This window comes from Pseudomonas sp. FP818, from assembly GCF_030687335.1.
Taxonomy (GTDB): Bacteria; Pseudomonadota; Gammaproteobacteria; order Pseudomonadales; family Pseudomonadaceae; genus Aquipseudomonas; species Aquipseudomonas shahriarae.
On sequence record NZ_CP117427.1, the window covers coordinates 4,496,908 to 4,519,339 of the forward strand.

General features: G+C 59.1%; 18 protein-coding genes and 2 pseudogenes. 9 read left to right on the forward strand and 11 right to left on the reverse strand.

All coding sequences use genetic code 11. From position 1 onward, the window contains the following. Positions 1-320: 320 nt before the first annotated feature. Positions 321-923 (forward strand): cold-shock protein, encoded by a 603-nt coding sequence (locus PSH80_RS20425; protein ID WP_057441381.1) that lies wholly within the window; start codon positions 321-323, stop codon positions 921-923. 82 nt (positions 924-1,005) lie between these two features. Here PSH80_RS20425 and PSH80_RS20430 read toward each other — a convergent pair whose 3' ends face one another. Together PSH80_RS20430 and PSH80_RS20435 are read right to left on the reverse strand one after the other, a co-directional pair. Continuing rightward, positions 1,006-1,212: a SlyX family protein gene (locus PSH80_RS20430; RefSeq protein WP_029300323.1), complete on the reverse strand. Its 207-nt coding sequence runs from the start codon at positions 1,210-1,212 to the stop codon at positions 1,006-1,008. Positions 1,213-1,215: 3 nt separating this feature from the next. Then, complete coding sequence (locus tag PSH80_RS20435; RefSeq protein WP_057960525.1) at positions 1,216-1,641, reverse strand: HIT domain-containing protein; 426 nt, start codon at positions 1,639-1,641, stop codon at positions 1,216-1,218. Positions 1,642-2,357: 716 nt separating this feature from the next. Between PSH80_RS20435 and PSH80_RS20440 the strand changes: the two genes are divergently transcribed. After that, the gene (locus PSH80_RS20440; RefSeq protein ID WP_057960526.1) at positions 2,358-3,653 is read left to right on the forward strand and encodes an OprD family porin; all 1,296 of its coding nucleotides are present in this window, start codon (positions 2,358-2,360) and stop codon (positions 3,651-3,653) included. Positions 3,654-3,828: 175 nt separating this feature from the next. Here PSH80_RS20440 and PSH80_RS20445 read toward each other — a convergent pair whose 3' ends face one another. Further along, positions 3,829-4,671, reverse strand: coding sequence for a mechanosensitive ion channel family protein (locus PSH80_RS20445; RefSeq protein ID WP_057960529.1), 843 nt, complete (start codon positions 4,669-4,671; stop codon positions 3,829-3,831). Between the two features lie 127 nt (positions 4,672-4,798). Further along, on the reverse strand, positions 4,799-5,284 hold the full coding sequence (locus tag PSH80_RS20450; RefSeq protein WP_057440144.1) for a YajQ family cyclic di-GMP-binding protein: 486 nt from the start codon (positions 5,282-5,284) through the stop codon (positions 4,799-4,801). Positions 5,285-5,421: 137 nt separating this feature from the next. On the opposite strand from PSH80_RS20450, the gene PSH80_RS20455 reads away from it, so the two are divergent. The 3 genes from PSH80_RS20455 to PSH80_RS20465 are packed head-to-tail and all read left to right on the forward strand — an operon-like array spanning position 5,422 to position 9,003. Beyond that, complete coding sequence (locus tag PSH80_RS20455; protein WP_057960530.1) at positions 5,422-6,339, forward strand: putative 2-dehydropantoate 2-reductase; 918 nt, start codon at positions 5,422-5,424, stop codon at positions 6,337-6,339. 46 nt (positions 6,340-6,385) lie between these two features. Next, positions 6,386-8,422 (forward strand): HAMP domain-containing sensor histidine kinase, encoded by a 2,037-nt coding sequence (locus tag PSH80_RS20460; protein WP_057960531.1) that lies wholly within the window; start codon positions 6,386-6,388, stop codon positions 8,420-8,422. A gap of 2 nt (positions 8,423-8,424) precedes the next feature. Next, on the forward strand, positions 8,425-9,003 hold the full coding sequence (locus tag PSH80_RS20465; RefSeq protein WP_305418109.1) for a cob(I)yrinic acid a,c-diamide adenosyltransferase: 579 nt from the start codon (positions 8,425-8,427) through the stop codon (positions 9,001-9,003). A 366-nt stretch (positions 9,004-9,369) separates the two neighbouring features. Here the strand turns inward: PSH80_RS20465 and PSH80_RS20470 are convergent, their stop codons facing one another. The 3 genes from PSH80_RS20470 to secA form a co-directional block, all read right to left on the reverse strand. Next, on the reverse strand, positions 9,370-10,314 hold the full coding sequence (locus PSH80_RS20470; protein WP_120734018.1) for a Nudix family hydrolase: 945 nt from the start codon (positions 10,312-10,314) through the stop codon (positions 9,370-9,372). A 58-nt stretch (positions 10,315-10,372) separates the two neighbouring features. Next, positions 10,373-11,590: a bifunctional glutamate N-acetyltransferase/amino-acid acetyltransferase ArgJ gene (argJ, locus tag PSH80_RS20475; RefSeq protein WP_057960534.1), complete on the reverse strand. Its 1,218-nt coding sequence runs from the start codon at positions 11,588-11,590 to the stop codon at positions 10,373-10,375. Between the two features lie 115 nt (positions 11,591-11,705). Next, the gene (gene secA, locus PSH80_RS20480; protein ID WP_305418112.1) at positions 11,706-14,441 is read right to left on the reverse strand and encodes a preprotein translocase subunit SecA; all 2,736 of its coding nucleotides are present in this window, start codon (positions 14,439-14,441) and stop codon (positions 11,706-11,708) included. 308 nt (positions 14,442-14,749) lie between these two features. On the opposite strand from secA, the gene PSH80_RS20485 reads away from it, so the two are divergent. Continuing rightward, positions 14,750-15,205, forward strand: coding sequence for a DUF721 domain-containing protein (locus tag PSH80_RS20485; protein WP_057440138.1), 456 nt, complete (start codon positions 14,750-14,752; stop codon positions 15,203-15,205). Positions 15,206-15,311: 106 nt separating this feature from the next. Here the strand turns inward: PSH80_RS20485 and PSH80_RS20490 are convergent, their stop codons facing one another. Further along, complete coding sequence (locus tag PSH80_RS20490; protein WP_057960538.1) at positions 15,312-16,790, reverse strand: helicase HerA-like domain-containing protein; 1,479 nt, start codon at positions 16,788-16,790, stop codon at positions 15,312-15,314. Positions 16,791-17,131: 341 nt separating this feature from the next. Here PSH80_RS20490 and PSH80_RS27465 point away from each other — a divergent pair. Beyond that, positions 17,132-17,971, forward strand: a pseudogene (locus PSH80_RS27465) (cache domain-containing protein); the annotation flags it as partial. Positions 17,972-18,112: 141 nt separating this feature from the next. Beyond that, complete coding sequence (locus PSH80_RS27470; RefSeq protein WP_370693749.1) at positions 18,113-18,877, forward strand: methyl-accepting chemotaxis protein; 765 nt, start codon at positions 18,113-18,115, stop codon at positions 18,875-18,877. A gap of 24 nt (positions 18,878-18,901) precedes the next feature. Here PSH80_RS27470 and PSH80_RS20500 read toward each other — a convergent pair whose 3' ends face one another. Together PSH80_RS20500 and purU are read right to left on the reverse strand one after the other, a co-directional pair. After that, positions 18,902-19,099 carry a hypothetical protein gene (locus PSH80_RS20500; RefSeq protein ID WP_057960537.1) on the reverse strand — a complete coding sequence of 66 codons (198 nt, stop codon included), beginning with the start codon at positions 19,097-19,099 and terminating at the stop codon, positions 18,902-18,904. 86 nt (positions 19,100-19,185) lie between these two features. After that, the gene (gene purU, locus PSH80_RS20505; protein ID WP_029295472.1) at positions 19,186-20,034 is read right to left on the reverse strand and encodes a formyltetrahydrofolate deformylase; all 849 of its coding nucleotides are present in this window, start codon (positions 20,032-20,034) and stop codon (positions 19,186-19,188) included. 349 nt (positions 20,035-20,383) lie between these two features. On the opposite strand from purU, the gene mvaT reads away from it, so the two are divergent. Beyond that, a complete protein-coding gene (gene mvaT, locus PSH80_RS20510; RefSeq protein ID WP_057440135.1) occupies positions 20,384-20,758 on the forward strand; it encodes a histone-like nucleoid-structuring protein MvaT in 375 nt (124 codons plus the stop codon). 89 nt (positions 20,759-20,847) lie between these two features. Here the strand turns inward: mvaT and sbcB are convergent. Further along, positions 20,848-22,280, reverse strand: a pseudogene (gene sbcB, locus PSH80_RS20515) (exodeoxyribonuclease I). Positions 22,281-22,432 lie beyond the last annotated feature (152 nt).

Sequence of the window (22,432 nt, forward strand, 5' to 3'; positions counted from 1 at the left end):
CAGGTGGCCTGCGGCAAATCGCCCCTTTGCATCGCGCTCGACCACGGGCGGCAAGGCCTGGCACGGTTAAAAACACCCACACCTGTCTAGGACAAGGGTTTGCCGCACAAATGCGATGATCTTTGCAACGCCCTGAAACGCTTGATTTGAGAAGGCACAGGCTTTGCTGTTAAATAGGCTGCGTGTCGCCGCCGCTATTTCCTGCGGCAAGCGGCATAGGCTGAATAATCGCGCACGTGCCCAACGCCTCCCATTGTTCAGAAGCGAACCGTGCCAGTCAGCTCTTCCTTCGTGATCCGTCTTAACGTGAGTTAATCAAAATGTTGAAAATCGTCCACCTGCTAACGGGCGCTGCAGCTTTGCTGCTGTCCTTTATCCCGAGCCTGCAACCAGAAAGCCTGCCGTACCTGCAACAACACGACGCGCTGTACCTGGCTCTGTTCGGCCTTCTCAACCTGACGCTGGCGCCAGTGATTCCCTACTGGAACAAAGGCACACGCCATCAACTGCAAAACCTGGTCAGCGCCCTGCTGGTGCTGGCTGTCGTGGTACAAACCCTCACCCTCCTGGCCCCTATGCCTGAAGTCGGCGGCCATCCAGCCATCCTGCTCAGCCTGGCCATTGCGGTGGTCGCGATCGTTCTTCACCTGGCCATCAGCTTCTACCGTTCGTCTGCGCCGGCCAGCTCGCAAAACTACGACATGACCAACCGGGATACCGGGACCGTCAAGTGGTTCAACACCTCTAAAGGCTTCGGCTTTATTTCCCGGGACTCGGGCGACGATATCTTCGTCCACTTCCGGGCCATCCGCGGCGAAGGCCATCGCGTCCTGGTGGAAGGCCAGCGCGTGGAGTTCTCCGTGATGAACCGCGACAAAGGCCTGCAAGCTGAAGACGTGATCGCCGCCCTGCCGCGTCGCTGAACCCAGAGCACGCCCCAAAAAAAACCGCGATGCAGCTGACACTGCATCGCGGTTTTTTATCGCCGGGACTTTTCCCGAGCCCTCAATAATGAGGCGGTGGCGCTTCTTCCTCGGAAGACTCGAACTGCCCGCCCATTTCTTCCTGACGCTTGAGCAAGGCCGCCATCTGCAATTGCAGACGCTCTACCGCCCGCTGCTGGGCGACCAGGATGTCATTCAATGTCTCGATGGTGTCGTCCTGGAAAGCCAGGCGGCTCTCAAGGTCCATCACGCGGTCTTGCAGGTCCATGGTTCAGTCCTGGGCAAAAATGAATTCGGGCGGCAGCAGCTCCCGCAGGCGGGTACGAATCAGCGCCACCTGATCGTCGCTATAAGGCACTGCCGGATGCTTGCCCCAGACCGGTGCAGGCCAAGCCGCATCGTCGCGTTTGCGCACAATCACGTGCACATGTAACTGGTTGACCACGTTACCCAGCGCACCGATGTTCATTTTATCGGCGCCGAACCCGTCATTGAGCAACTGTGCCAACGTGGTGGTTTCGCGCCACAACCGGGACTGGTCGCCAGCGTCGAGCTGGAACACTTCGCTGATGCCGGCAATGCGCGGCACCAGGATAAGCCAGAGGTAGTTAGAGTCATTGGACAGCAGCAGCCGGCACAGGGGGAATTCCCCGATGGGCAAGGTGTCGTTTTGCAGACGTGGATCCAAGGCGAACACCGCAGTCACTCCGTTCGGCTAGTCAGTTTCAGGCGCCCAGCATACCTGCGAATGGCGACTGCTTCACGGGGCAATCCGCGCGACACCTGCGGCAATCGGCAGATGCACCAAAATGAGTCTTTTATGCCCTACATCGGGCAGGGCTTATCCGCCGATTACCCACCCCACAGGGTGGACCGGTAACATTTCTGACAGAAACGTATTATTGCGCGTTCGAAATCCCGCACAACTGGCGCCACGAATTCCAAAAAAAACCACGCAAAAGCCCCGTTTCCAGGCGCTTTTCACAGATCCAACACATTTTTCACGAAAAAATGACATCCGCCCGGCAGTTTGAGCACGCTTGTTGCATTCACTCCCATATCGTCGACAACGGCACTTGCCAGGAAGGCAGTGTTTCACGATAAAAACAACAGTGAGTCAATACACCTACAGGAAGTTTTAAAACTTTGAACAGGGTACTTTGCACCCCTGCTCAGGGTATTAAAGACAGTATTGAAGTTGTCAGTCTGGTGACAAACAGACTGTAGATTTGCGACATGGATCTAGCAATTTACGACAGCCTCGTAAAGAAGCTGAAAGGACAGATGTGCAAGTATCGCCAATTATTGCCAGCGTGCTATAAGTTTGCGTTGTCACAAAAAAGAAAGAGCCGCCCAGACAAAAATACAGGTGGGACGGCAGTACTCTTCCTAAAACCAAAGGAGCAAATCACGATGCGCGTGATGAAGTGGAGCATGATCGCCCTCGCTGTCTCAGCAGGCACCTCACAGTTCGCAATGGCGTCCGCCCAAGATGATGCCAAAGGTTTTGTCGAAGACAGCACCTTCAGCATCAACACCCGTGCCCTGTACTTCAGCCGGGATAACCGCAACAACACGTCGGGTAAAAGCTACACCCGGGAAAGCGGCCTGGGCTTCAACGGTTTGTACCAGTCGGGTTTCACCCAGGGCACCATCGGTGTGGGTGTTGACGTAATCGGCCTGCTGGGCGTGAAACTGGACAGCGGCAGAGGCCGGAATGGCACTGGTTTGTTCCCGGAAGGCTCGGATGGCCGCTCAGAGGATGAGTACTCCAAGGGCGGCGGCGCTATCAAGTTCCGTCTCTCCAATACCGTGCTGAAAGTCGGCGACCAGTACACCACTGCGCCGGTCTTCGCGTCCGACGACAGTCGCTTGCTGCCGGAGCTGCCGCAAGGTATCTCGATCGTCAGCAACGAGATCAAAGACCTCAAGCTTGAAGCCGGTCACTTCACTTCCAGCGTTGCCCAGGCGCAAACCTACAGGGACAGTATCATCGACTTCCCTGAAACCTCCCGGGGCATCAAGCAAGCCAATTTCGTGGGTGGTACCTACGGTTGGACGCCTGAGTTCACCACCAGCCTCTACTACTCGAAAGTCGAAGACTACTGGCGCAAATACTACGCCAACGTCAACTGGACCCATGCCCTGAGCGACGACCAGTCGGTGGCTGTAGACTTCAACATCTACGACACCAAGAGCGACGGTGCCGGCCTGCAACGCGCTTTCAAAGACGACGTGACCAAACTCGACAACCGTGCGTTCAGCTTGCAGGGTGCCTACACCATCGGTGCACACACCTTCACCCTGGCTGCCCAGAAGGTTACCGGTGACGGCGACTACGGCTACGGCATTGACGGTGGCGGCACAGTGTTCCTGGCCAACTCCGTCGCCCGTTCCGACTTCAACGCCGAAGGCGAGAAATCCTTCAAGGCCCGTTACGACCTCGACATGGCCACCTTCGGTGTACCTGGCCTGAGCTTCCTGGCTTCGTACGTCACCGGTAGCGGCGCCAACACCGCCCTGACCTCGAACGGCAAAGAGTGGGAACGCGACCTCGAAGCCAAATACGTGATCCAGAGCGGCCCGGCCAAAGACCTGAGCCTGCGTATTCGCCAAGCGACTTATCGCTCGTCTGATGGCGTTTACTACGGTTCTTCGTCGATCGACGAACTGCGTCTGATCGCGCAATACCCGCTGAACATCTTGTAATCGAAGATGCCCAGGGGCTTCGGCCCCTCATTAAAAAGCCGCTCACTGTTAATCAGTGAGCGGCTTTTTATTGCACTAATATTTCTACTGCTTAAATAACTAGCAAGCTAGCTATCTAGTTTGTTACTGCGATTAAACCTGACCATTCAGCCAAGTTCGATCCCTGCTCCCGTTATTACTTGGCAGGTGCTTCCTGCATCATGCGAATAACGCGCTGCGGGAATGGGATATCTATCCCTACAGCTTTCAAACGATCCCGCGCCAGTTCATTAAACATGAACATCACATCCCAATAATCTGCAGTCTTGGTCCATACGCGCAGGGAAACAGTGATCGAACTGTCGCCCAGGGTCGAAATCACGGCAACCGGCTCCGGGTCCGCCAGAACCCGTGGGTCCTTGGCCAGTTCCAGCAGCACTTCACGGGCCTTTTGCAGGTCGGCTTCGTAGTCGACACCTACGTCAAACACCACCTTGCGGGTCGGTTGGCGGTTGGTGTTGGTGATGATGCCGTTGGACAAGATGCCGTTAGGCACGATGACCGTCTTGTTGTCGCCGGTGCGGATCACCGTGTGGAAGATCTGGATGCTATCGACGGTACCCGCTGTGCCCTGGGCTTCGATCCAGTCACCGATGCGGAACGGGCGGAACAGCAGGATCAGCACGCCACCGGCAAAGTTAGCCAGGCTGCCTTGCAACGCCAGGCCAATAGCCAGGGTCGCGGCACCGATCGCGGCGACGAACGAGGTGGTTTCGACACCGATCATCGAGGCGACGCTGACGATCAGCATCACTTTGAGCACGATGTTCGCCAGGCTGGTCACAAAGCCCTGCAGCGCCAGGTCGGCATTGCGCAGGGCCAGCAGGCGCCCTACCTTGTGGGTCAACTTGTTGATCAACCACCAGCCAATGGCCAGGGTCAGCACCGCCAGCAATACCCGGCTGCCGTACTCCATGATCATCGGGACCCAGGCTTGGGAAGCCTTGATCAATTGATCCACTTCAGCATTCAAGTCCATCTAGATTCTCCTGTTTAGCACTGCATATAAAGGTCGCCACAGCAATTGAGCCCCGTAGGGCTCAATCGTTTCTGCAGGTTCTGTGGCGTGGGACGTCGAAATCCCTCACGGGTTCCCGAGAACCGGGTCAGTCGCGGAAGTTGTTGAACTGCAGCGGCATATCAAAGGTCTTGGCGCGCAGGGCGGCAATCGCATCCTGCAAATCGTCACGCTTCTTGCCGGTGATACGCACCTGCTCGCCCTGGATCGCGGCCTGGACCTTGAGCTTGGCGTCCTTGACGTGAGCGACGATTTTCTTCGCCAGCTCCTTGTCGATACCTTCCTTGAGCACGGCTTCCTGCTTCATCAACTTGCCCGAAGCGTAGGCATCCTTGACTTCGAGGCACTGCACATCAATCTTGCGCTTGACCAGGGCCAGCTTGAGGATCTCGATCATCGCTTCCAGCTGGAAATCGGCTTCAGCGGTCAGGTTGACCGTCAGTTCTTTTTCCTTGAACTCAAAGCTGCCTTTGCCTTTCAAGTCATAACGACGGTCCAGCTCCTTGACGGCGTTCTCGACGGCGTTGGTGACTTCGTGCTTGTCCAGTTCAGATACCACGTCGAACGACGGCATGTAGTTTCTCCAATAAAAAAGGGGCGCGGCTCAGTAAAGATGGAGCGCGCCTGGCTTGCGGGTAAAATGCCGGGGCATTATAACGACTCTTTACCCTGAGCTGCTTGGCTCACCCAGCGGCTTACGGAGCAAAATTGATGTCCACCACCTGGCATGTCCTCGGCGCAGGCAGTCTCGGCACATTATGGGCCACACGCCTGGCCCGCGCGGGCCTGCCCGTCACGCTGATCCTGCGCGATCAGGCGCGCCTGACCCGCTATCAGGCATCTCCCGGGCTGACCCTGGTCGAACAAGGGCATGCCCAGACTTATCCGGTGGTTGCACAAACATCCGACAGCCCCGAGCCAATTGATCGCCTGCTGGTCGCGTGTAAAGCCTACGATGCTCCTGGCGCTGTCGCACAGCTGGCACGACGCCTGACACCCAATGCCGAGGTAATCCTGCTGCAGAACGGCTTGGGCAGCCAGGATGCGGTTGCCGCCCTATTGCCCCAGGCACGCTGTATCTTCGCCTCCAGCACCGAGGGTGCGTTTCGGCAAAGTGATGGCAGCGTGGTATTTGCCGGCCACGGCTTCACCTGGCTCGGTGACGCCAGCCATCCCACGGCGCCGCTGTGGCTGGACGACCTGCACGCTGCCGGCATTCCCCACCAGTGGAGCACCGACATCCTCACGCGGCTCTGGCGAAAACTGGCACTCAACTGTGCGATCAATCCACTGACGGTGCTCTATCAATGCCGCAATGGCGGATTGCAGGCGCATCACTGCGAGGTGGCGACCTTGTGTGCCGAGCTCGGCGAGCTGCTGACGTGCTGCGGCCAGCCCGCGGCGGCCGAGAATCTGCAGGCCGAAGTGGAGCGGGTGATCCAGGCGACAGCGGCCAACTTCTCGTCGATGTACCAGGATGTGGCCAACGGGCGGCGCACCGAGATCAGCTATCTGCTCGGCCATGCCTGCCAGGCGGCCTTGCGCCATCGTTTGAGCCTGCCGCATCTGCAACAACTGCAGGTACGCCTGGCCGCCTACCTGGACGCACACGGATTGCCCAGCGACTGAGGCACGCGCTACCCTGCCAACTGGATCCTTGCCTGCGAACCACCTGATGCCACTGCGCCAGCGTCTCGAAAACCTCCCCGTCGGGCAGAAACTGCTGGCGGCCCTGCTGGTACTGCTGACCACCGTGCTGCTGGTGGCCAACCTGACCTTTATCAGCGCCGCCTATTGGATCTCCCAGGAAAGCATGGCCCCGCAAGCCTTGCAGGCAATTGGCCGGCTGGTTTCCAACCCCGCCCTCGCCGCGCAAGCCCTGGACTCTCCCGCCAACGCCGATGCCTTGCTCAACGAGCTGACCAGCTATTCGCCACTGCGGGCGGCGGCCCTGTATGACGGCGAAGGCAGCCGCCTGGCGCAACTGCAACACGGTGATCGCCTGCAACTGCCGGCGCACTATCGCGACATCGAGGCGTGGCGGGTTACCGAGTTTCGCAGCAATCAAGTCATCACCCTGCCCCGCCCCGGCCTGCCCTCAGGGCATCTGCTGCTGGTGGCCAGCAGCGAACTGCCAGTCGCTTTCTACACCGGCACCCTGACCGCCAGCCTTGGCATCCTGATTTTCAGCATCCTGCTGTGGATGGTGATTGCCCGGCAGATCAAACGCCTGATTACCCGGCCCATCCACGAGTTGGAAGAGTTGTCGCGCCAGGTCACCCGCGAGGAGAACTACGCCCTGCGGGCCGGTCGCGGCAACCATGACGAAATCGGCAGCCTGGCCGAAGCGTTCAATACCATGCTGTCGCGTATCGAAGCCCGGGAGCAGCAACTCAAGCGCGCACGGGACGACTCCCAGGCCGCCTACGACCAGGCCCAGGGTCTGGCCGAGGAAACCCGGCATACCAACCGCAAGCTGGAACTGGAAGTGCAGGTTCGCAGCAAGATCGAGAAAAAACTCACCGGCTTTCAGAACTATCTCAACAGCATCATCGACTCCATGCCCTCCGCCCTGATTGCCCTGGACGAGCAGCTCTACGTCACCCAATGGAACCAGGAAGCCAGCGCCCTGTCCGGCACGCGCCTGGATGAAGCCCTGAACCAGCCGATCTTCCTCGCCTTCGAACCGCTCAAGCCCTATCTGCCCCAGCTCAAGGCCACGGTAGAGCAGCACACGGTGGAGCGCATCGAGCGCGTTACCTGGATCAAGGACGACGAACCCAAGCACTATGCCCTGACCTTTTACCCGCTGATGGGTGGCGCCGGGCGCGGGGTGGTGATCCGTATCGACGACATTACCCAGCGCCTGTCCCTGGAAGAAATGATGGTGCAATCGGAGAAAATGCTGTCAGTCGGTGGGCTCGCCGCAGGCATGGCCCACGAAATCAACAACCCGTTGGGGGCAATCCTGCACAACGTGCAGAACATTCGGCGACGCCTGTCGGCGGACCTGCCGAAAAACCAGGAGCATGCCGAGCAGGTGGGCGTGGAACTGGAAACGGTCAACCGCTACCTGCAAAGCCGCGAAGTACCGCAGTTGCTCGACGGCATCCAGCAAGCCGGGGCCCGTGCAGCGAAAATCGTCACCCATATGCTCAGTTTCAGCCGCCGCAGCAACCGTCAGATGGCGCCTTGCGACCTGCCGGCCCTGATTGACCAGGCCGTGGAAATTGCCGGTAACGACTTCGACCTGACCATCGGCTTCGACTTCAAGGGCCAGGCGATCATCCGCCAGTTCGACCCTTTGCTGGGCCCCGTGCCGGGCACCGCCAACGAATTGGAGCAGGTACTGCTCAACCTGCTGAAAAACGCCGCCCAGGCCATCCACCTGCGCGAAGACGACAGCGAGCCGGGGCGCATCATCCTGCGCACCCGGCTCAACCCACCCTGGGCCGAGATCCAGGTGGAAGACAATGGCATCGGCATGAGTGAGAACGTGCGCAAACGCACGTTCGAACCGTTCTTCACCACCAAGGAAATCGGCCAGGGCACGGGGCTGGGCCTGTCGGTCTCGTACTTCATCATCACCAACAACCACAAGGGCCAGATGGAGGTTCACTCCACCCTGGGCCAGGGCACCTGTTTCACCTTGCGCCTGCCACTGGCCGGCAGCCAGCTTGCCCCCCACGAACTGACTCAACTGGAGCACTGACCATGGGCTTTCGCCTGTCGAAAATTTACACCCGTACCGGCGACAAGGGCGAAACCGGCTTGGGTGATGGCCGCCGCGTGCCCAAGGATCACCCCCGGGTGGAGGCGATCGGTGAAGTGGACAGCCTCAACAGCCAACTGGGCCTGCTGTTGGCCGGCCTTGAGGAGCAAAGCGGCCAGCATCCTGCGCTGAACGATGTGATCGAGGTACTGACACCCTGCCAGCATCGATTGTTTGACCTGGGTGGCGAGTTGGCAATGCCGGTCTACAAGGCACTCAATGCGGGCGAGGTGGACCGCCTGGAAGCCGCGATTGATCGCTGGAATGAAGAAGTCGGGTCTTTGGAGAACTTCATCCTGCCCGGCGGTTCGGCGCTGATTGCCCAGGCCCACGTGTGCCGCAGCCTGGCCCGTAGCGCCGAGCGGCGCTGCCAGCAACTGAATGCGCTGGAGCCGTTGGAAGGGGTGGGATTGGCGTATATCAATCGGCTATCGGATTTGCTGTTTGTGGCAGCAAGGGTGATTGCCCGGAGGCAAGGGATTGCGGAGATTTTGTGGCAGGCGGCGGCTAAGCCGCACTGAGACTCTGCGGGGTTTTGTATTGTTTGGCAGGGCCTCATCGCGGGCAAGCCCGCTCCCACATTTTGATTTGTGAATACATTCAAATGTGGGGATTTTGTGGCAGGCCGCTAAGCCGCACTGAAATTCTGCGGGTTTTGTATTGTTTGACTGGGCCTCATCGCGGGCAAGCCCGCTCCCACATTTTGATTTGTGAATACATTCAAATGTGGGGATTTTGTGGCAGGCGGCTAGGCCGCACTGAGATTCTGCGGGTTTTGTATTGTTTGGCGGGGCCTCATCGCGGGCAAGCCCGCTCCCACATTTTGATTTGTGAATACATTCAAATGTGGGAGCGGGCTTGCCCGCGATGGGGCCAGCAATGACAACTCACACCTCAGGCCAGAACGCCCGAATCCCCGCCACACCCTGCGCCCCGCTCTCCCAGGCCTTCTCCCGCTCGTCAGGCCCAACCCCGCCCAACAGAAACACCGGCTTGCTGAAGCCCTTGATCAACTGCGCCGCCTCTTCCCAACCCAGAGGCTGCGCATCAGGGTGAGTCTGGGTCGGCTGCACCGGCGACAGAGTGACAAAATCCACGTCCATCAGTTCGGCCAATGCCAGTTCCTCGGCATTGTGGCAAGACGCCGCCAACCAGCGGTCCTTGGGCAACGGTCGGCCCTTGCTCGCGTATTTGCGCAGTTGCGCCGAGGTCATGTGCCAGCCAGCAGCCGGGAAATCACCGAGCCATTCAAACGGCCCCTTGAGCATCAATTGCGCCTTGCCGGCACACAGGCCTACGGCGTCCACCGCCAGGTCGCGGTATTTGGGGTCGTAGCCATTGGGCGCACGCAACTGGATCAATTTGATGCCACCGGCAACGGCTTTCTGGATACCGCGCAACAGCACCGGGGTTTCCAGTTCGCCTGGGGTGATCAGGTAGTCGGCGGGCAAACGGGCAGCAGCCACGATGGGCGCATTGGCCGCGGGAAACTCGTAGTTCTGCAAGTCCCGTGGCGCCACCCATTCAAGGGGCTGCCCTTCCGCGCCGTGGGGCTCGCCGGTAAACGCCGAGACCTCCCAGACATCCAGCAACACCTGCTTGTCCGGGTAATCATGCTGTACCTGGATCAACGGCCGGGCCGTGGTGACCTGGATACCCAATTCTTCCTGCAGCTCTCGCCCCAGTGCGGTGAGCACCGACTCATCGGCCTCCACCTTGCCACCGGGAAACTCCCAGAGGCCGCCCTGGTGCTGGGTATCTGCACGACGGGCCAACAGAATCCGGCCATCGGTACCGCGAATGACTGCGGCTGCTACATGAACTCGTTTCACGGTTTTACGTCCTCTAAGCCGGCGCCTGCCGGGGCATTGCCAATGCCCCGGGCAGGTATCAAGTACGGTATTCGGCGTTGATCTTCACGTACTCGTGGGACAGGTCGGTGGTCCAGATGGTTTCGCTGCACTCACCGCGCCCCAACTCGATACGGATGGTGATTTCTTCCTGCTGCATCACCGCCGAGCCCTGGGCTTCGGTGTAGGTCTCGGCACGGGCACCACGGCTGGCGATGCACACATCGCCGAGGAACACGTCGATCTTGCTCACATCCAGGTTCGGTACGCCGGCACGGCCAACCGCCGCGAGGATCCGGCCCCAGTTCGGGTCGGACGCAAACAGCGCGGTCTTGATCAATGGCGAGTGGGCCACGGTGTAACCCACATCCAGGCACTCCTGGTGATTACCGCCGCCGTTGACTTCAACGGTAACGAACTTGGTCGCGCCTTCGCCGTCACGCACGATGGCCTGGGCCACTTCCATGCACACTTCAAACACCGCCTGCTTCAACGCCGCGAACAGCGGGCCGTTGGACGAGGTGATTTCCGGCAGATCGGCCTTGCCGGTGGCAATCAACATGCAGCAGTCGTTGGTCGAGGTATCGCCGTCGATGGTGATGCGGTTGAACGACTTGTTGGCGCCATCAAGCATCAGGTTTTGCAGCACGTCACGGGAGACTTTGGCGTCGGTGGCGATGTAGCCGAGCATGGTCGCCATGTTCGGGCGGATCATGCCCGCGCCTTTGCTGATACCTGTCACGGTGACGGTCACGCCGTCATGCACAAACTGGCGGCTGGCGCCCTTGGGCAAGGTGTCGGTGGTCATGATCCCGGTGGCCGCGGCCGCCCAGTTATCCACCGACAAGTCGTCCAGCGCGGCTTGCAGGGCGCCTTCGATTTTTTCCACGGGCAGTGGCTCACCGATCACCCCGGTGGAGTACGGCAGCACTTGGCTGGCGTCCACGCCGGTCAACTCCGCCAGCTTGGCGCAGGTGCGCGCGGCAGCGGCCAGGCCTGGTTCGCCGGTGCCGGCGTTTGCATTGCCGGTGTTGGTCAGCAGGTAACGTACCGGGCCTTCGACGCGTTGCTTGGCGAGAATCACCGGCGCGGCGCAAAACGCGTTCAGGGTGAACACGCCGGCGATGGTCGAGCCTTCGGCACAGCGCATCACCACCACGTCTTTGCGCCCAGGGCGTTTGATGCCGGCCGAAGCGATACCGAGTTCAAAACCGGCAACCGGGTGCAACGTGGGCAAAGGACCAAGACCAACAGCCATGAATGCGCTCCTTAACGATGTCTGCACCGTCGTCGTCGACGGTGATTAAATGGCAAAACGCCGCGACGGCTGATGCCGGTCGCGGCGCAGGGTATTGCAGCGTCAGGCAAAAATCTTAGTTGATTTCGCCGTGGCAGTGTTTGAACTTCTTGCCCGAACCGCACCAGCACGGCTCGTTGCGACCCAGCTTATGCTCGTTGCGCACCGGCGCCTGGGCCAGGGCCACGTCGACTTCTTCGCCCAGCACTTCAGGTGCTTCAAGACCCGGTGCTTCGTCATGCTGGAACTGCATGCGCGCGGCAAGGGCTTCGGCTTCCTGGCGCAGACGGGCTTCTTCTTCGATCGGGTCTTCGCGGCGCACCTGAACGTGGGACAGCACACGAATCGAATCGCGCTTGATCGAATCCAGCAACTCGGAGAACAGCGTGAACGACTCGCGCTTGTACTCCTGCTTCGGGTTCTTCTGGGCGTAGCCGCGCAGGTGGATACCGTGACGCAGGTGATCCATGGTCGACAGGTGGTCTTTCCACAGGTCGTCCAGCACGCGCAGAACGATTTGCTTCTCGAAGGTGCGCAGTGCTTCGGCACTGGCTTGCTCTTCTTTCTCGTTGTACGCGGCCAGCAGTTCGGCCATCAGTTTTTCGCGCAGGGTTTCTTCGTACAGGTGGTCGTCTTCGTCGAGCCATTGCTGGACCGGCAGATCGACACCGAAGTCGCTCTTCAACGCCGCTTCCAGGCCGGCAACATCCCACTGCTCAGGCAGGGACTGTGGCGGGATATGGGCGCTGACGGTGGCGTTGAGCACGTCCTGACGGAAGTCGGCGATGGTTTCGCCAATGTTGTCGGCGGCCAGCAACGTGTTACGCATGTGATAAATCACTTTACGCTGTTCGTTGTTGACGTCATCGAACTCCAGCAGTTGCTTACGAATGTCGAAGTTACGACCTTCGACCTTGCGCTGGGCCTTTTCGATGGCGTTGGTCACCATGCGGTGCTCGATGGCTTCGCCGGACTGCATGCCCAGGGCCTTCATGAAGTTCTTCACCCGATCCGAGGCGAAGATGCGCATCAGGCTGTCTTCCAGGGACAGGTAGAAACGGCTGGAACCGGCGTCACCCTGGCGACCGGCACGGCCACGCAGTTGGTTGTCGATACGACGCGATTCGTGACGCTCGGACGCGATCACCTGCAAACCACCGGATTCCAGCACTGCCTGGTGGCGTTTCTGCCAGTCAGCCTTGATCTGGGCGATCTGCTCAGGGGTCGGGTTGTCCAGGAACGCCACTTCCACTTCCCAGTTGCCGCCCAACAGGATGTCGGTACCACGACCGGCCATGTTGGTCGCGATGGTCAGCGCGCCTGGGCGACCGGCCTGGGCAATGATCTCGGCTTCTTTTTCGTGGAACTTGGCGTTGAGGACCTTGTGCTCGATACCTTCCTTGTTGAGCAGGTTCGACATGTGCTCGGAGGTTTCGATGGTGGCAGTACCCACCAGGACCGGACGGCCGTGGGTCATGCATTCCTTGATGTCGGCGACGATGGCCGCGTATTTCTCGTCGGCGGTCAGGAACACCAGGTCGTTGTAGTCTTTACGCGCCAGCGGCTTGTTCGGTGGGATGACCATCACCGACAGACCGTAGATCTGGTGGAATTCGAACGCTTCGGTATCCGCAGTACCGGTCATGCCGGACAGCTTGTTGTACAGGCGGAAGTAGTTCTGGAAGGTGGTCGAGGCCAATGTCTGGCTCTCGGCCTGGATATTGAGCTCTTCCTTGGCTTCGATGGCCTGGTGCAGGCCTTCGGACAAACGACGACCGGGCATGGTACGGCCGGTGTGTTCGTCGACCAGTACCACCTGGCCGTCCTGGACGATGTATTCGACGTTGCGATGGAACAGCTTGTGGGCGCGCAGGCCGGCATACACGTGGGTCAACAGGCCCAGGTTGTGCGCCGAGTACAGGCTTTCGCCTTCAGCCAGCAGGCCGATCTGGGTCAGCATTTCTTCGACGAACTGGTGACCGGCTTCGTTGAGTTCGACCTGACGGGTCTTCTCGTCGATGGAGTAATGACCTTCTTTGGTCACCACGCCTTCCACTTCCTCGATATGTTGCTCAAGGCGCGGGATCAGTTTGTTGATTTCGGTGTACAGGCGCGAGCTGTCTTCGGCCTGGCCGGAGATGATCAGCGGAGTACGGGCTTCGTCGATGAGGATGGAGTCGACTTCGTCGATCACGGCAAAGTTGAGTTCGCGCTGGAATTTTTCTTCCATGCTGAACGCCATGTTGTCGCGCAGGTAGTCGAAACCGAATTCGTTGTTGGTGCCGTAGGTGATGTCGGCGGCGTAGGCGGCACGCTTCTCTTCCGGCGGCTGGAACGGCGTCACGACGCCGACGGTCAGGCCGAGGAATTCATACAGCGGACGCATCCAGTTGGCGTCCCGGCGGGCCAGGTAGTCGTTCACCGTCACAACGTGCACGCCCTTGCCGGACAGTGCGTTGAGGTAAACACCCAGGGTTGCCACCAGGGTCTTGCCTTCACCGGTGCGCATTTCGGCAATCATGCCTTCATGCAGGGTCATGCCGCCGATCAACTGGACGTCGAAGTGGCGCATGCCCATCACCCGCTTACCGGCTTCGCGGGCGACCGCAAAGGCTTCGGGCAGCAGTTTGTCGAGGGTCTCACCTTTGGCTATGCGGGCCTTGAACTCTTCGGTCTTGGCGCGCAATTGCTCGTCCGACAAAGCAACCATCTGCTCTTCGAAGGCATTGACCAGCTGCACCGTCTTGAGCATGCGTTTGACTTCGCGCTCATTCTTGCTTCCAAAAAGTTTCTTTAACAAAGGCGCAAACATATCGGCAGGTTCTTCCACACATTAGGGATGAAGGGGCGCCCCGTGAGTCGCCCGAGCAGCCCTCACGGCCGCATGCGAACGAGCATTCTACCCGGAAACGAGGGTGAGGAAAGTGGCGTTGTTCCACGATGCAGGCACAGCGTTCCCAGAGGGCTTGTTTAAAATAGGGGCTTTTTGCTGAACTTCAACCCATTCGAGTGAGAAGTTACTTATTGATTTAATGGATAAACTGCTGACAAAGCAATGACCACGGTGCCGCACACGCTTTCTGCTACCATGGCGGCTCTGTTACCTAAGGTGTCTAGATCATGGCATTTCGCCCTCTTACGGCCCGTGCTCCCGCCGTGTTGCTGCGCGAAGCCAAGCCTTTAAAAGCCATCTTTGGCCATGCGCAACGCCTGGGCCATCTGCAACGCCTCCTGGAAAGCCAACTGCAACCTGCAGCCCGCGAGCACTGTCATGTGGCGTCGTGGCGTGAAGGTACGCTGCTGCTGATCGTCACCGATGGGCATTGGGCAACCCGCCTGCGCTACCAACAAAAACGCTTGCAGCGCCAGCTACAGGCATTTGAGGTATTTGAGAGCCTGCAGCGCATCCAGTTCAAGGTCCAGCCACCGACCGTGCAGCAAGGTGCGGTGGGGCATACCATGGATTTGTCGGTGAATGCCGCCGAAACCATCCAGGCGACGGCAGACGGGATTACAGATCCGAAGTTGCGCGCAGCGCTGGAGCGCCTGGCCAGTCACGCCAAGCCCAAGACCTGAGAGCGGGCAGCCGCGAGTTCGGTGTGCCAGTCGGCACATGTATCGACTGATACAGCGCAATCGCGGGCAAGCCCGCTCCCCCATTGGGTTGCATAGACCTGGATGGCTACTTGCGCTTGCTACCGCCAAGCAAAGACCCCAACAGCCCGCGCACCAACTGGCGGCCCATCTGGTTGGCCGCCTGCTGCATCGCCGATTTCAGGGCCTTGCCCGCAGTCGTGCCAAGAAACGCCCCGGCCTTGTCGGTGAAGCTCGGTTCTTCAGCGGCAGGCGCAGCACTCGCCTCGGGCCCCAGCTCCTTGCGTGCCATCAGCACTTCATAGGCGGATTCACGATCAATCGGCTTGTCATAGCGCCCCTGTAGGGGCGAGCCGGCAATCAACCCTGCCCGCTCGGCGGCAGTCAACGGCCCGATCCGCGACTGCGGCGGCGAGACCAGCACCCGCTGGACCACCTCGGGGGTGCCTTTTTCCTGCAGCGTACCCACCAGCGCCTCACCCGTGCCCAGCTCGGTCAATACCGCCAGCGCATCAAATGCAGGATTTGGCCGGAAACCATCGGCCACCGCCCGCAGGGATTTTTGCTCCTTGGTGGTGAACGCCCGCAGGCCATGCTGGATCCGCAAACCCAGTTGCGCCAGTACGCTATCCGGCAAGTCGCCCGGCGACTGGGTGACAAAATACACCCCCACACCTTTGGAGCGAATCAACCGCACCACTTGCTCCAGGCGATCCTGCAAGGCCTTGGGCGTATCGGCAAACAGCAAATGCGCTTCGTCGAAGAACAGTGCCAGCAGCGGCTTGTCGGCATCTCCGCGTTCCGGCAACTGCTCGAACAGCTCCGCCAGCAACCACAGCAGGAAGGTCGCATAGACCTTGGGTGACTCGTGCACCAGGCGGCTGGCATCCAGCAAATGAATACGCCCTCGCCCATCGCTGGCCGGTTGCAGAATATCTTCCAGTTGCAGCGCCGGCTCGCCGAACAGAGCTTCGGCGCCCTGCTGTTCCAGCACGGCCAGGCGCCGCAGCAAAGCCTGGCTGGAGCCCGTGGTCATCAGGGCCGCATCATCGCCGAGCAATTCGGGGTGGAACTTGAGGTGATTGAGCAGGGCCTTGAGGTCCTTGAGATCCAAGAGCAACAAGCCCTCGCGATCGGCCACTTTAAACGCTGCATATAAGGTCGACTGCTGGCTGTCGGTCAGCTCCAGCAGACTGCCCAGCAACAGTGGGCCCATTTCACTCAAGGTTGTACGAAGTGGATGACCGGACTGACCGTGGATATCCCACAGCGTTACCGGATATGCCTTAGGCGCGTAATTCAGGAACGGCATGCCGGCGATCCGCTCGGCCACCTTGCCCTGGGGATTGCCTGCAGCGCCAAGGCCACACAGGTCACCCTTGATATCTGCAGCGAACACCGCCACGCCAGCATCACTGAACGCCTCTGCCAGCCGCTGCAACGTCACGGTCTTGCCGGTGCCGGTAGCGCCGGCTATCAGGCCATGGCGGTTACCCAGGCGCATGGCCTGGGCGATGACTTGGCCTTCGAGGTCTGCACCAATAAGAAGTTGCGAGGAGTCTGGCATTTTGTCACCCATGATTAATCTTTAGCCCTGCACGGTCGATACAGATAAAGCGAGAGACCCAAAAAGCCTAAAAAAGTTAGGTCAGATAATTCCTGCAGGAGCAAATGGAAATATCACACTTTATTTAACGCTGTCATTTATGCGTTGCCATAAAAGACGCGCCTTGGACATTAAGACACTAGCGGACACGACGAGCCATGAATAAAAATCTGCGCTTCAGCCACAAAATCCTGCTTGCAGCCGCCCTTATCGTCATTGCCGCATTTGCGTTGTTTACGCTGTACAACGACTACCTGCAACGCAACGCGATTCGCAATGACCTCGACAGCTACCTACACGAAATGGGGGATGTCACCGCCAGCAATATCCAGAGCTGGTTGGCCGGACGTATTGTGCTGGTGGAAAACGCCGCCCAGAACATCGCCATCAACCCCGAGCCGAGCGTCATCGCCAGCCTGCTAGAGCAGAAAGCCCTGACATCTTCGTTCATGGCAACCTATCTGGGCGATAGCAAAGGCGGCTTCACCATTCGCCCCGATGCCAAGATGCCCGACGGCTTCGATCCACGCGTGCGCCCCTGGTACAAGGGTGCCCAGAGCAGCAATGGCTCGACCCTGACCGAGCCCTATATCGACGCCGCCACCGGCCAGTTGATCATTTCCATCGCCACCCCCAGCAGCAAGGCCGGGCAAAGCGTCGGCGTGGTCGGCGGTGACCTGAGCCTGCAAACCCTGGTGGACAATATCGGCGCGCTGGACTTCGGCGGCATGGGCTACGCGTTCCTGGTCAGTGCCGACGGCAAGATCCTGGTGCACCCGGAAAAAAACCTGGTGATGAAGACCCTGGGCGAGGCGTACCCGAACCAGACCGTCAAGATCAGTGCCGACTTCAGCGAAATCGAGGTCGAGGGCAAAACCCGTATCGTCACTTTCGCCCCGATCAAGGGTTTGCCGTCAGTGAACTGGTATATCGGTCTGTCGGTAGATAAAGACAAATCCTTCGCAATGCTCAGCGAATTCCGCACCTCGGCCATTATTGCCACGGTGATTGCCGTGGCAATCATCATCGCGCTGCTGGGCATGCTGATCCGCGTGCTGATGCAACCGCTGCATGTCATGACCCGGGCCATGGAAGACATCGCCGATGGCGAAGGTGACCTGACGCGCCGCCTGACGATCCAGAACCACGACGAATTCGGCATTCTGGGCAAAGCCTTCAACCGCTTTGTGGAGCGGATTCATACTTCGATTCGCGAAGTGTCCTCCGCCACCGGCCAGGTCAATGAAGTGGCCCTGCGCGTGGTAAGCGCCTCCAACTCGTCGATGGTCAACTCCGACGAACAGGCCAACCGCACCAACAGTGTCGCGGCAGCGATCAACCAGTTGGGTGCCGCTGCCCAGGAAATTGCCCGCAACGCCGCCCAGGCCTCGAACCAGGCCAGCGACGCACGCCATCTGGCCGAAGATGGCCAGCAAGTGGTGGAGCGCAATATCAAGGCCATGACGCAACTGTCCGAGATGATCAGTGCCTCCAGCAGCAATATCGAGGCACTTAACAGCAAGACCGTGAATATCGGCCAGATCCTCGAAGTGATCACCAGTATTTCCCAGCAAACCAACCTCCTGGCACTCAACGCAGCCATTGAAGCTGCGCGAGCCGGGGAAGCCGGACGCGGGTTTGCGGTGGTGGCCGACGAGGTGCGCAACCTGGCCCACCGCACGCAGGAATCGGCGCAACAGGTGCAAAAGATGATCGAGGAGCTGCAGGTCGGCGCCCGGGATTCGGTCAGCACCATGAGCGACAGCCAGCGCCACAGCCTCGAAAGCGTGGAAATCGCCAACCTGGCAGGCGAGCGCCTGAGCAGCGTGACCCAGCGCATCGGTGAAATCGACGGCATGAACCAATCAGTGGCTACCGCGACGGAAGAGCAGACCTCGGTGGTGGAGTCGATCAATATCGACATCACCGAGATCAACACGCTCAATCAGGAGGGTGTGGAAAACCTGCAGTCCACCTTGCGCGCCTGCTCCGATCTGGAGCAGCAAGCGGCGCGCTTGAAACAATTGGTGGGGAGCTTCCGCATCTAGACCTCAACACAGCAGCGCCTACATTCAGCCAGCGTTGTTTTTGTCAGGGCCGGGCTTGTCGTGCGGCCCTGACTCTTCCTGCAACTGCTCCCACAACCGGGCGGCATCGGGGAAATCCGTGCCGTCCTCGGCATCCAGGGCATCCGGGTCATAGCGGCTCAAACAGCCCTCCCCCAAGGTGGCGGGCGCCTTGGACGTGGCTTTATCCAGGGGATCATTCATGGTTCGATCCTCGCAACTGACACTAATAAAAAGGGCCTGGGTGATTTAACGCCCAGGCCCTTTTTGCTTCAACCCAAAACAGTCGATCAGAACACCACGGTCTTGTTGCCGTGCACCAGCACGCGGTCTTCCAGGTGATAGCGCAGGCCACGGGCCAGGACCATCTTCTCGACGTCGCGGCCGAAACGCACCATGTCTTCAATGCTGTCGCTGTGGCTGACGCGGACCACGTCCTGCTCGATGATGGGACCTGCGTCCAGCTCTTCGGTGACGTAGTGGCAGGTTGCACCAATCAGCTTCACGCCACGCAGCGACGCCTGGTGATACGGCTTGGCCCCGACAAAGGACGGCAGGAAGCTGTGGTGAATGTTGATTACCTTGCCTGCGTATTCGCGGCACAGTTCCGGCGGCAGGATTTGCATATAGCGCGCCAGGACTACAACGTCCGCTTGATGCTGCTCGACCAGACGCGAGACTTCGGTGAAGGCCGGCTGTTTGTTCTGCGAGTCGACCGGGACGTGGTAGTACGGAATGCCATGCCACTCCACCATGCTGCGCAGGTCGTCGTGGTTGGAAATCACACAGGCGATCTCACAATCCAGCTCATCGCTGTGCCAGCGGTGCAGCAAGTCCGCCAGACAGTGGGATTCGCGGCTGGCCATCAGCACCACGCGTTTTTTCTGCTCGGTGTCGGTAATACGCCAGGTCATCGAAAACTCTTCGGCGATGGGCGCAAACGCCTCGCGAAACGCTTCAAGGCCAAACGGCAGGGTGTCCGCGCGAATTTCGTGGCGCATGAAAAACCAACCACTGAGATTGTCCGAGTGATGACTCGCTTCGGTGATCCAGCCATTGTGGGAGGCCAGAAAGTTACTGACTTTAGCGACGATACCAACCCGATCCGGGCAAGCAATCACCAGACGAAAAGTGCGCATTAGGGGCAAACTCCAGAACTTCGCAAAGGCCGCCATTCTAGCGACACCGTAGAAAAACTGCAGTACTCCTCAGCGCTTATTCGCGCGATTCCTTGCGGCGGCCCTAAACAGCGTATGGTTTTTACCTGGGCACTATGTCAGTACAAGCATCTGTTACCGCAATTAGCCGAGATCTAATGAGATTATCTTTAGCCGGCTGGACGCACTAAATAATGCACTCCGAGCCTTTCGCTACAAACAACCAAAGTAAATCACATAAAACCGAGCTTAAATGTTTACTTGGGCAAACTGTCTGACTATTATTAGGCCACTATCCCTGTCCCTCAGCGTCCCGTATAAGGTAGTCCTCATGTCCCTGATCAACGAATACCGTGCCACCGAATCCGCTATCAAAGAGCTGCAAGAACGTTTGAAGAATCTGTCCCAAGACGACAAACTGCAAACCGAGCTGGAATTCGAAGGCAAATTGCGCACCCTGATGGGTGAATACTCCAAATCCCTGCGTGACATCATCGCGCTGCTGGATCCGGAATCGAAAGTTAAAGCACCACGCGCCGCCGTGAAAGTTACCGGTACCAAGCGCGCGCGTAAGGTCAAGCAATACAAAAACCCGCACAACGGCGAAGTGATTGAAACCAAAGGTGGCAACCACAAGACTCTGAAAGAGTGGAAAGCCAAGTGGGGCGGTGACGTGGTTGAAGGCTGGGCTACCCTGCTGGACTAAGGTTCGCCAGATCGTCACCTGATTCGCGACACAATAAAAAACGCCAGTTCGCTGGCGTTTTTTATTGCCTACTTTTTATCGAACGCCGATTACAGGTCCAGGCGCTGGCTTAAAGCGTCAGCATATTCCTGCCACTCATCCAGCACCTGACGCTGAAACGATGTAGCACTAGCGTCCAATTCAAGCCTGGCCTTATTGAAACTCTCAAGGGTATTTGGCGCGCCGTAATCCGCATCTGACAAGCGTTGCTGACAGAAGAGTTTCCAGCGTTGTTGCTCTTCACTGTCCAAGGTGTGCGCAAAGTTGCGGGCACGATAGCGAAATAATAATTCCGGCAAACGATGATCATCAAAAGGCCACTGCTGGCGTGCTAGTTGCTCGGGTCGGGTTCAGCAGTGCGGACTTGCTCACATAAACGTCGATCCCGATCACCAATAAAACCATCGTAGAGCTGTTGCTCCGGGTCGGCGCTTGCGGCGAAATCGTCCTCGGCATAAATCGCCGGCAATTTATCCCGCCAAAGTTCCTGTGCGTCAGTTAGCCGCAGTGCCCGGGCCTGATATTCACGCATGTCCAGGTTCAATCGCTGCTGGTCTTGCGCCCGCAACACATTCAGCGGCGCGACGACCGGACAACGATTGATGTGAACAAGTTTGAGCGGGACCGGCAACTCACCCTCGGCCAATTGATCGCGCCGGGTATACAAGCGCTGGCGCAGGGTTTCGGCATCCAGGTCCAGCAGCGCCTGTGGGTCGAGCCCCAGGTCGCAGACAATCAACGCGTTGCGATTGCGCGGATGCCACGCCAGGGGCAGGACCACCCCCAGGTAATGGCGCTCAGCGGAAAAGCGCCCGGAAATATGCACCATGGGCTGCAACAGGCGGATTTGATCCATGACCCGCTGCTTGCTGCGCAGTTGAAACAACCAATCGTACAACTTGGGTTGTTTTTCCCGGACCAACCGCGCCAGGGCGATGGTGGCCCGCACGTCAGCCAAAGCCTCGTGAGCCTGGCCATGGTCAATTCCATTGGCCGCCGTCAGGCGCTCCAGCTTGAGGGTCACGCGTCCGTCCTGCTCGGGCCAGACAATGCCGTCGGGACGCAGGGCATAGGCCGTGCGCATCACGTCGATCAAGTCCCAGCGGCTGTTCCCGCTCTGCCATTCCCGTGCGTAAGGGTCGAAAAAATTGCGATACAAACTGTAGCGGGTCATTTCGTCATCGAAACGCAGGGTGTTGTAACCCGCACCACAGGTGCCGGGGGCGGCCAGCTCGGCATGCACCCGCGTCATGAAGTCGGCTTCGGCCAGACCCTTTTCCGCCAGTTGGCCGGGGGTAATGCCCGTGATCATGCACGCGGCCGGGTGCGGCAGGATATCGTCGCTGGGCTGGCAATAGAGATTGACCGGCGGCCCGACCTCATTGAGGTCATGGTCGGTGCGAATCCCGGCAACCTGCAGCGCACGGTCGCTGCGCGGGTTGATGCCGGTGGTTTCATAGTCGTACCAGAAGATCGAGGTCACGGGCTATTCCTGTGCTGAAGACCGACAAAGTCTAGGCGCTGGACGCCGCCCGGGGCCAGCGCCGTGTGCACTGGATAAACATTCAGTGAAACCTTGGCGCATTTTCAGGTGTTACTTCCGTCCGCGACACTGCTAGCATCGGCCTCTCGAAT

Coding starts and splice junctions, on each gene's coding strand:
- PSH80_RS20425 (WP_057441381.1), top strand. CDS start 321: ATGTTGAAAATCGTCCACCTGCTAACGGGCGCTGCAGCTTTGCTGCTG.
- PSH80_RS20430 (WP_029300323.1), bottom strand. CDS start 1,212: ATGGACCTGCAAGACCGCGTGATGGACCTTGAGAGCCGCCTGGCTTTC.
- PSH80_RS20440 (WP_057960526.1), top strand. CDS start 2,358: ATGCGCGTGATGAAGTGGAGCATGATCGCCCTCGCTGTCTCAGCAGGC.
- PSH80_RS20445 (WP_057960529.1), bottom strand. CDS start 4,671: ATGGACTTGAATGCTGAAGTGGATCAATTGATCAAGGCTTCCCAAGCC.
- PSH80_RS20450 (WP_057440144.1), bottom strand. CDS start 5,284: ATGCCGTCGTTCGACGTGGTATCTGAACTGGACAAGCACGAAGTCACC.
- PSH80_RS20455 (WP_057960530.1), top strand. CDS start 5,422: ATGTCCACCACCTGGCATGTCCTCGGCGCAGGCAGTCTCGGCACATTA.
- PSH80_RS20460 (WP_057960531.1), top strand. CDS start 6,386: ATGCCACTGCGCCAGCGTCTCGAAAACCTCCCCGTCGGGCAGAAACTG.
- PSH80_RS20465 (WP_305418109.1), top strand. CDS start 8,425: ATGGGCTTTCGCCTGTCGAAAATTTACACCCGTACCGGCGACAAGGGC.
- argJ (WP_057960534.1), bottom strand. CDS start 11,590: ATGGCTGTTGGTCTTGGTCCTTTGCCCACGTTGCACCCGGTTGCCGGT.
- secA (WP_305418112.1), bottom strand. CDS start 14,441: ATGTTTGCGCCTTTGTTAAAGAAACTTTTTGGAAGCAAGAATGAGCGC.
- PSH80_RS20485 (WP_057440138.1), top strand. CDS start 14,750: ATGGCATTTCGCCCTCTTACGGCCCGTGCTCCCGCCGTGTTGCTGCGC.
- PSH80_RS20490 (WP_057960538.1), bottom strand. CDS start 16,790: ATGCCAGACTCCTCGCAACTTCTTATTGGTGCAGACCTCGAAGGCCAA.
- PSH80_RS27470 (WP_370693749.1), top strand. CDS start 18,113: ATGGTCAACTCCGACGAACAGGCCAACCGCACCAACAGTGTCGCGGCA.
- PSH80_RS20500 (WP_057960537.1), bottom strand. CDS start 19,099: ATGAATGATCCCCTGGATAAAGCCACGTCCAAGGCGCCCGCCACCTTG.
- purU (WP_029295472.1), bottom strand. CDS start 20,034: ATGCGCACTTTTCGTCTGGTGATTGCTTGCCCGGATCGGGTTGGTATC.
- mvaT (WP_057440135.1), top strand. CDS start 20,384: ATGTCCCTGATCAACGAATACCGTGCCACCGAATCCGCTATCAAAGAG.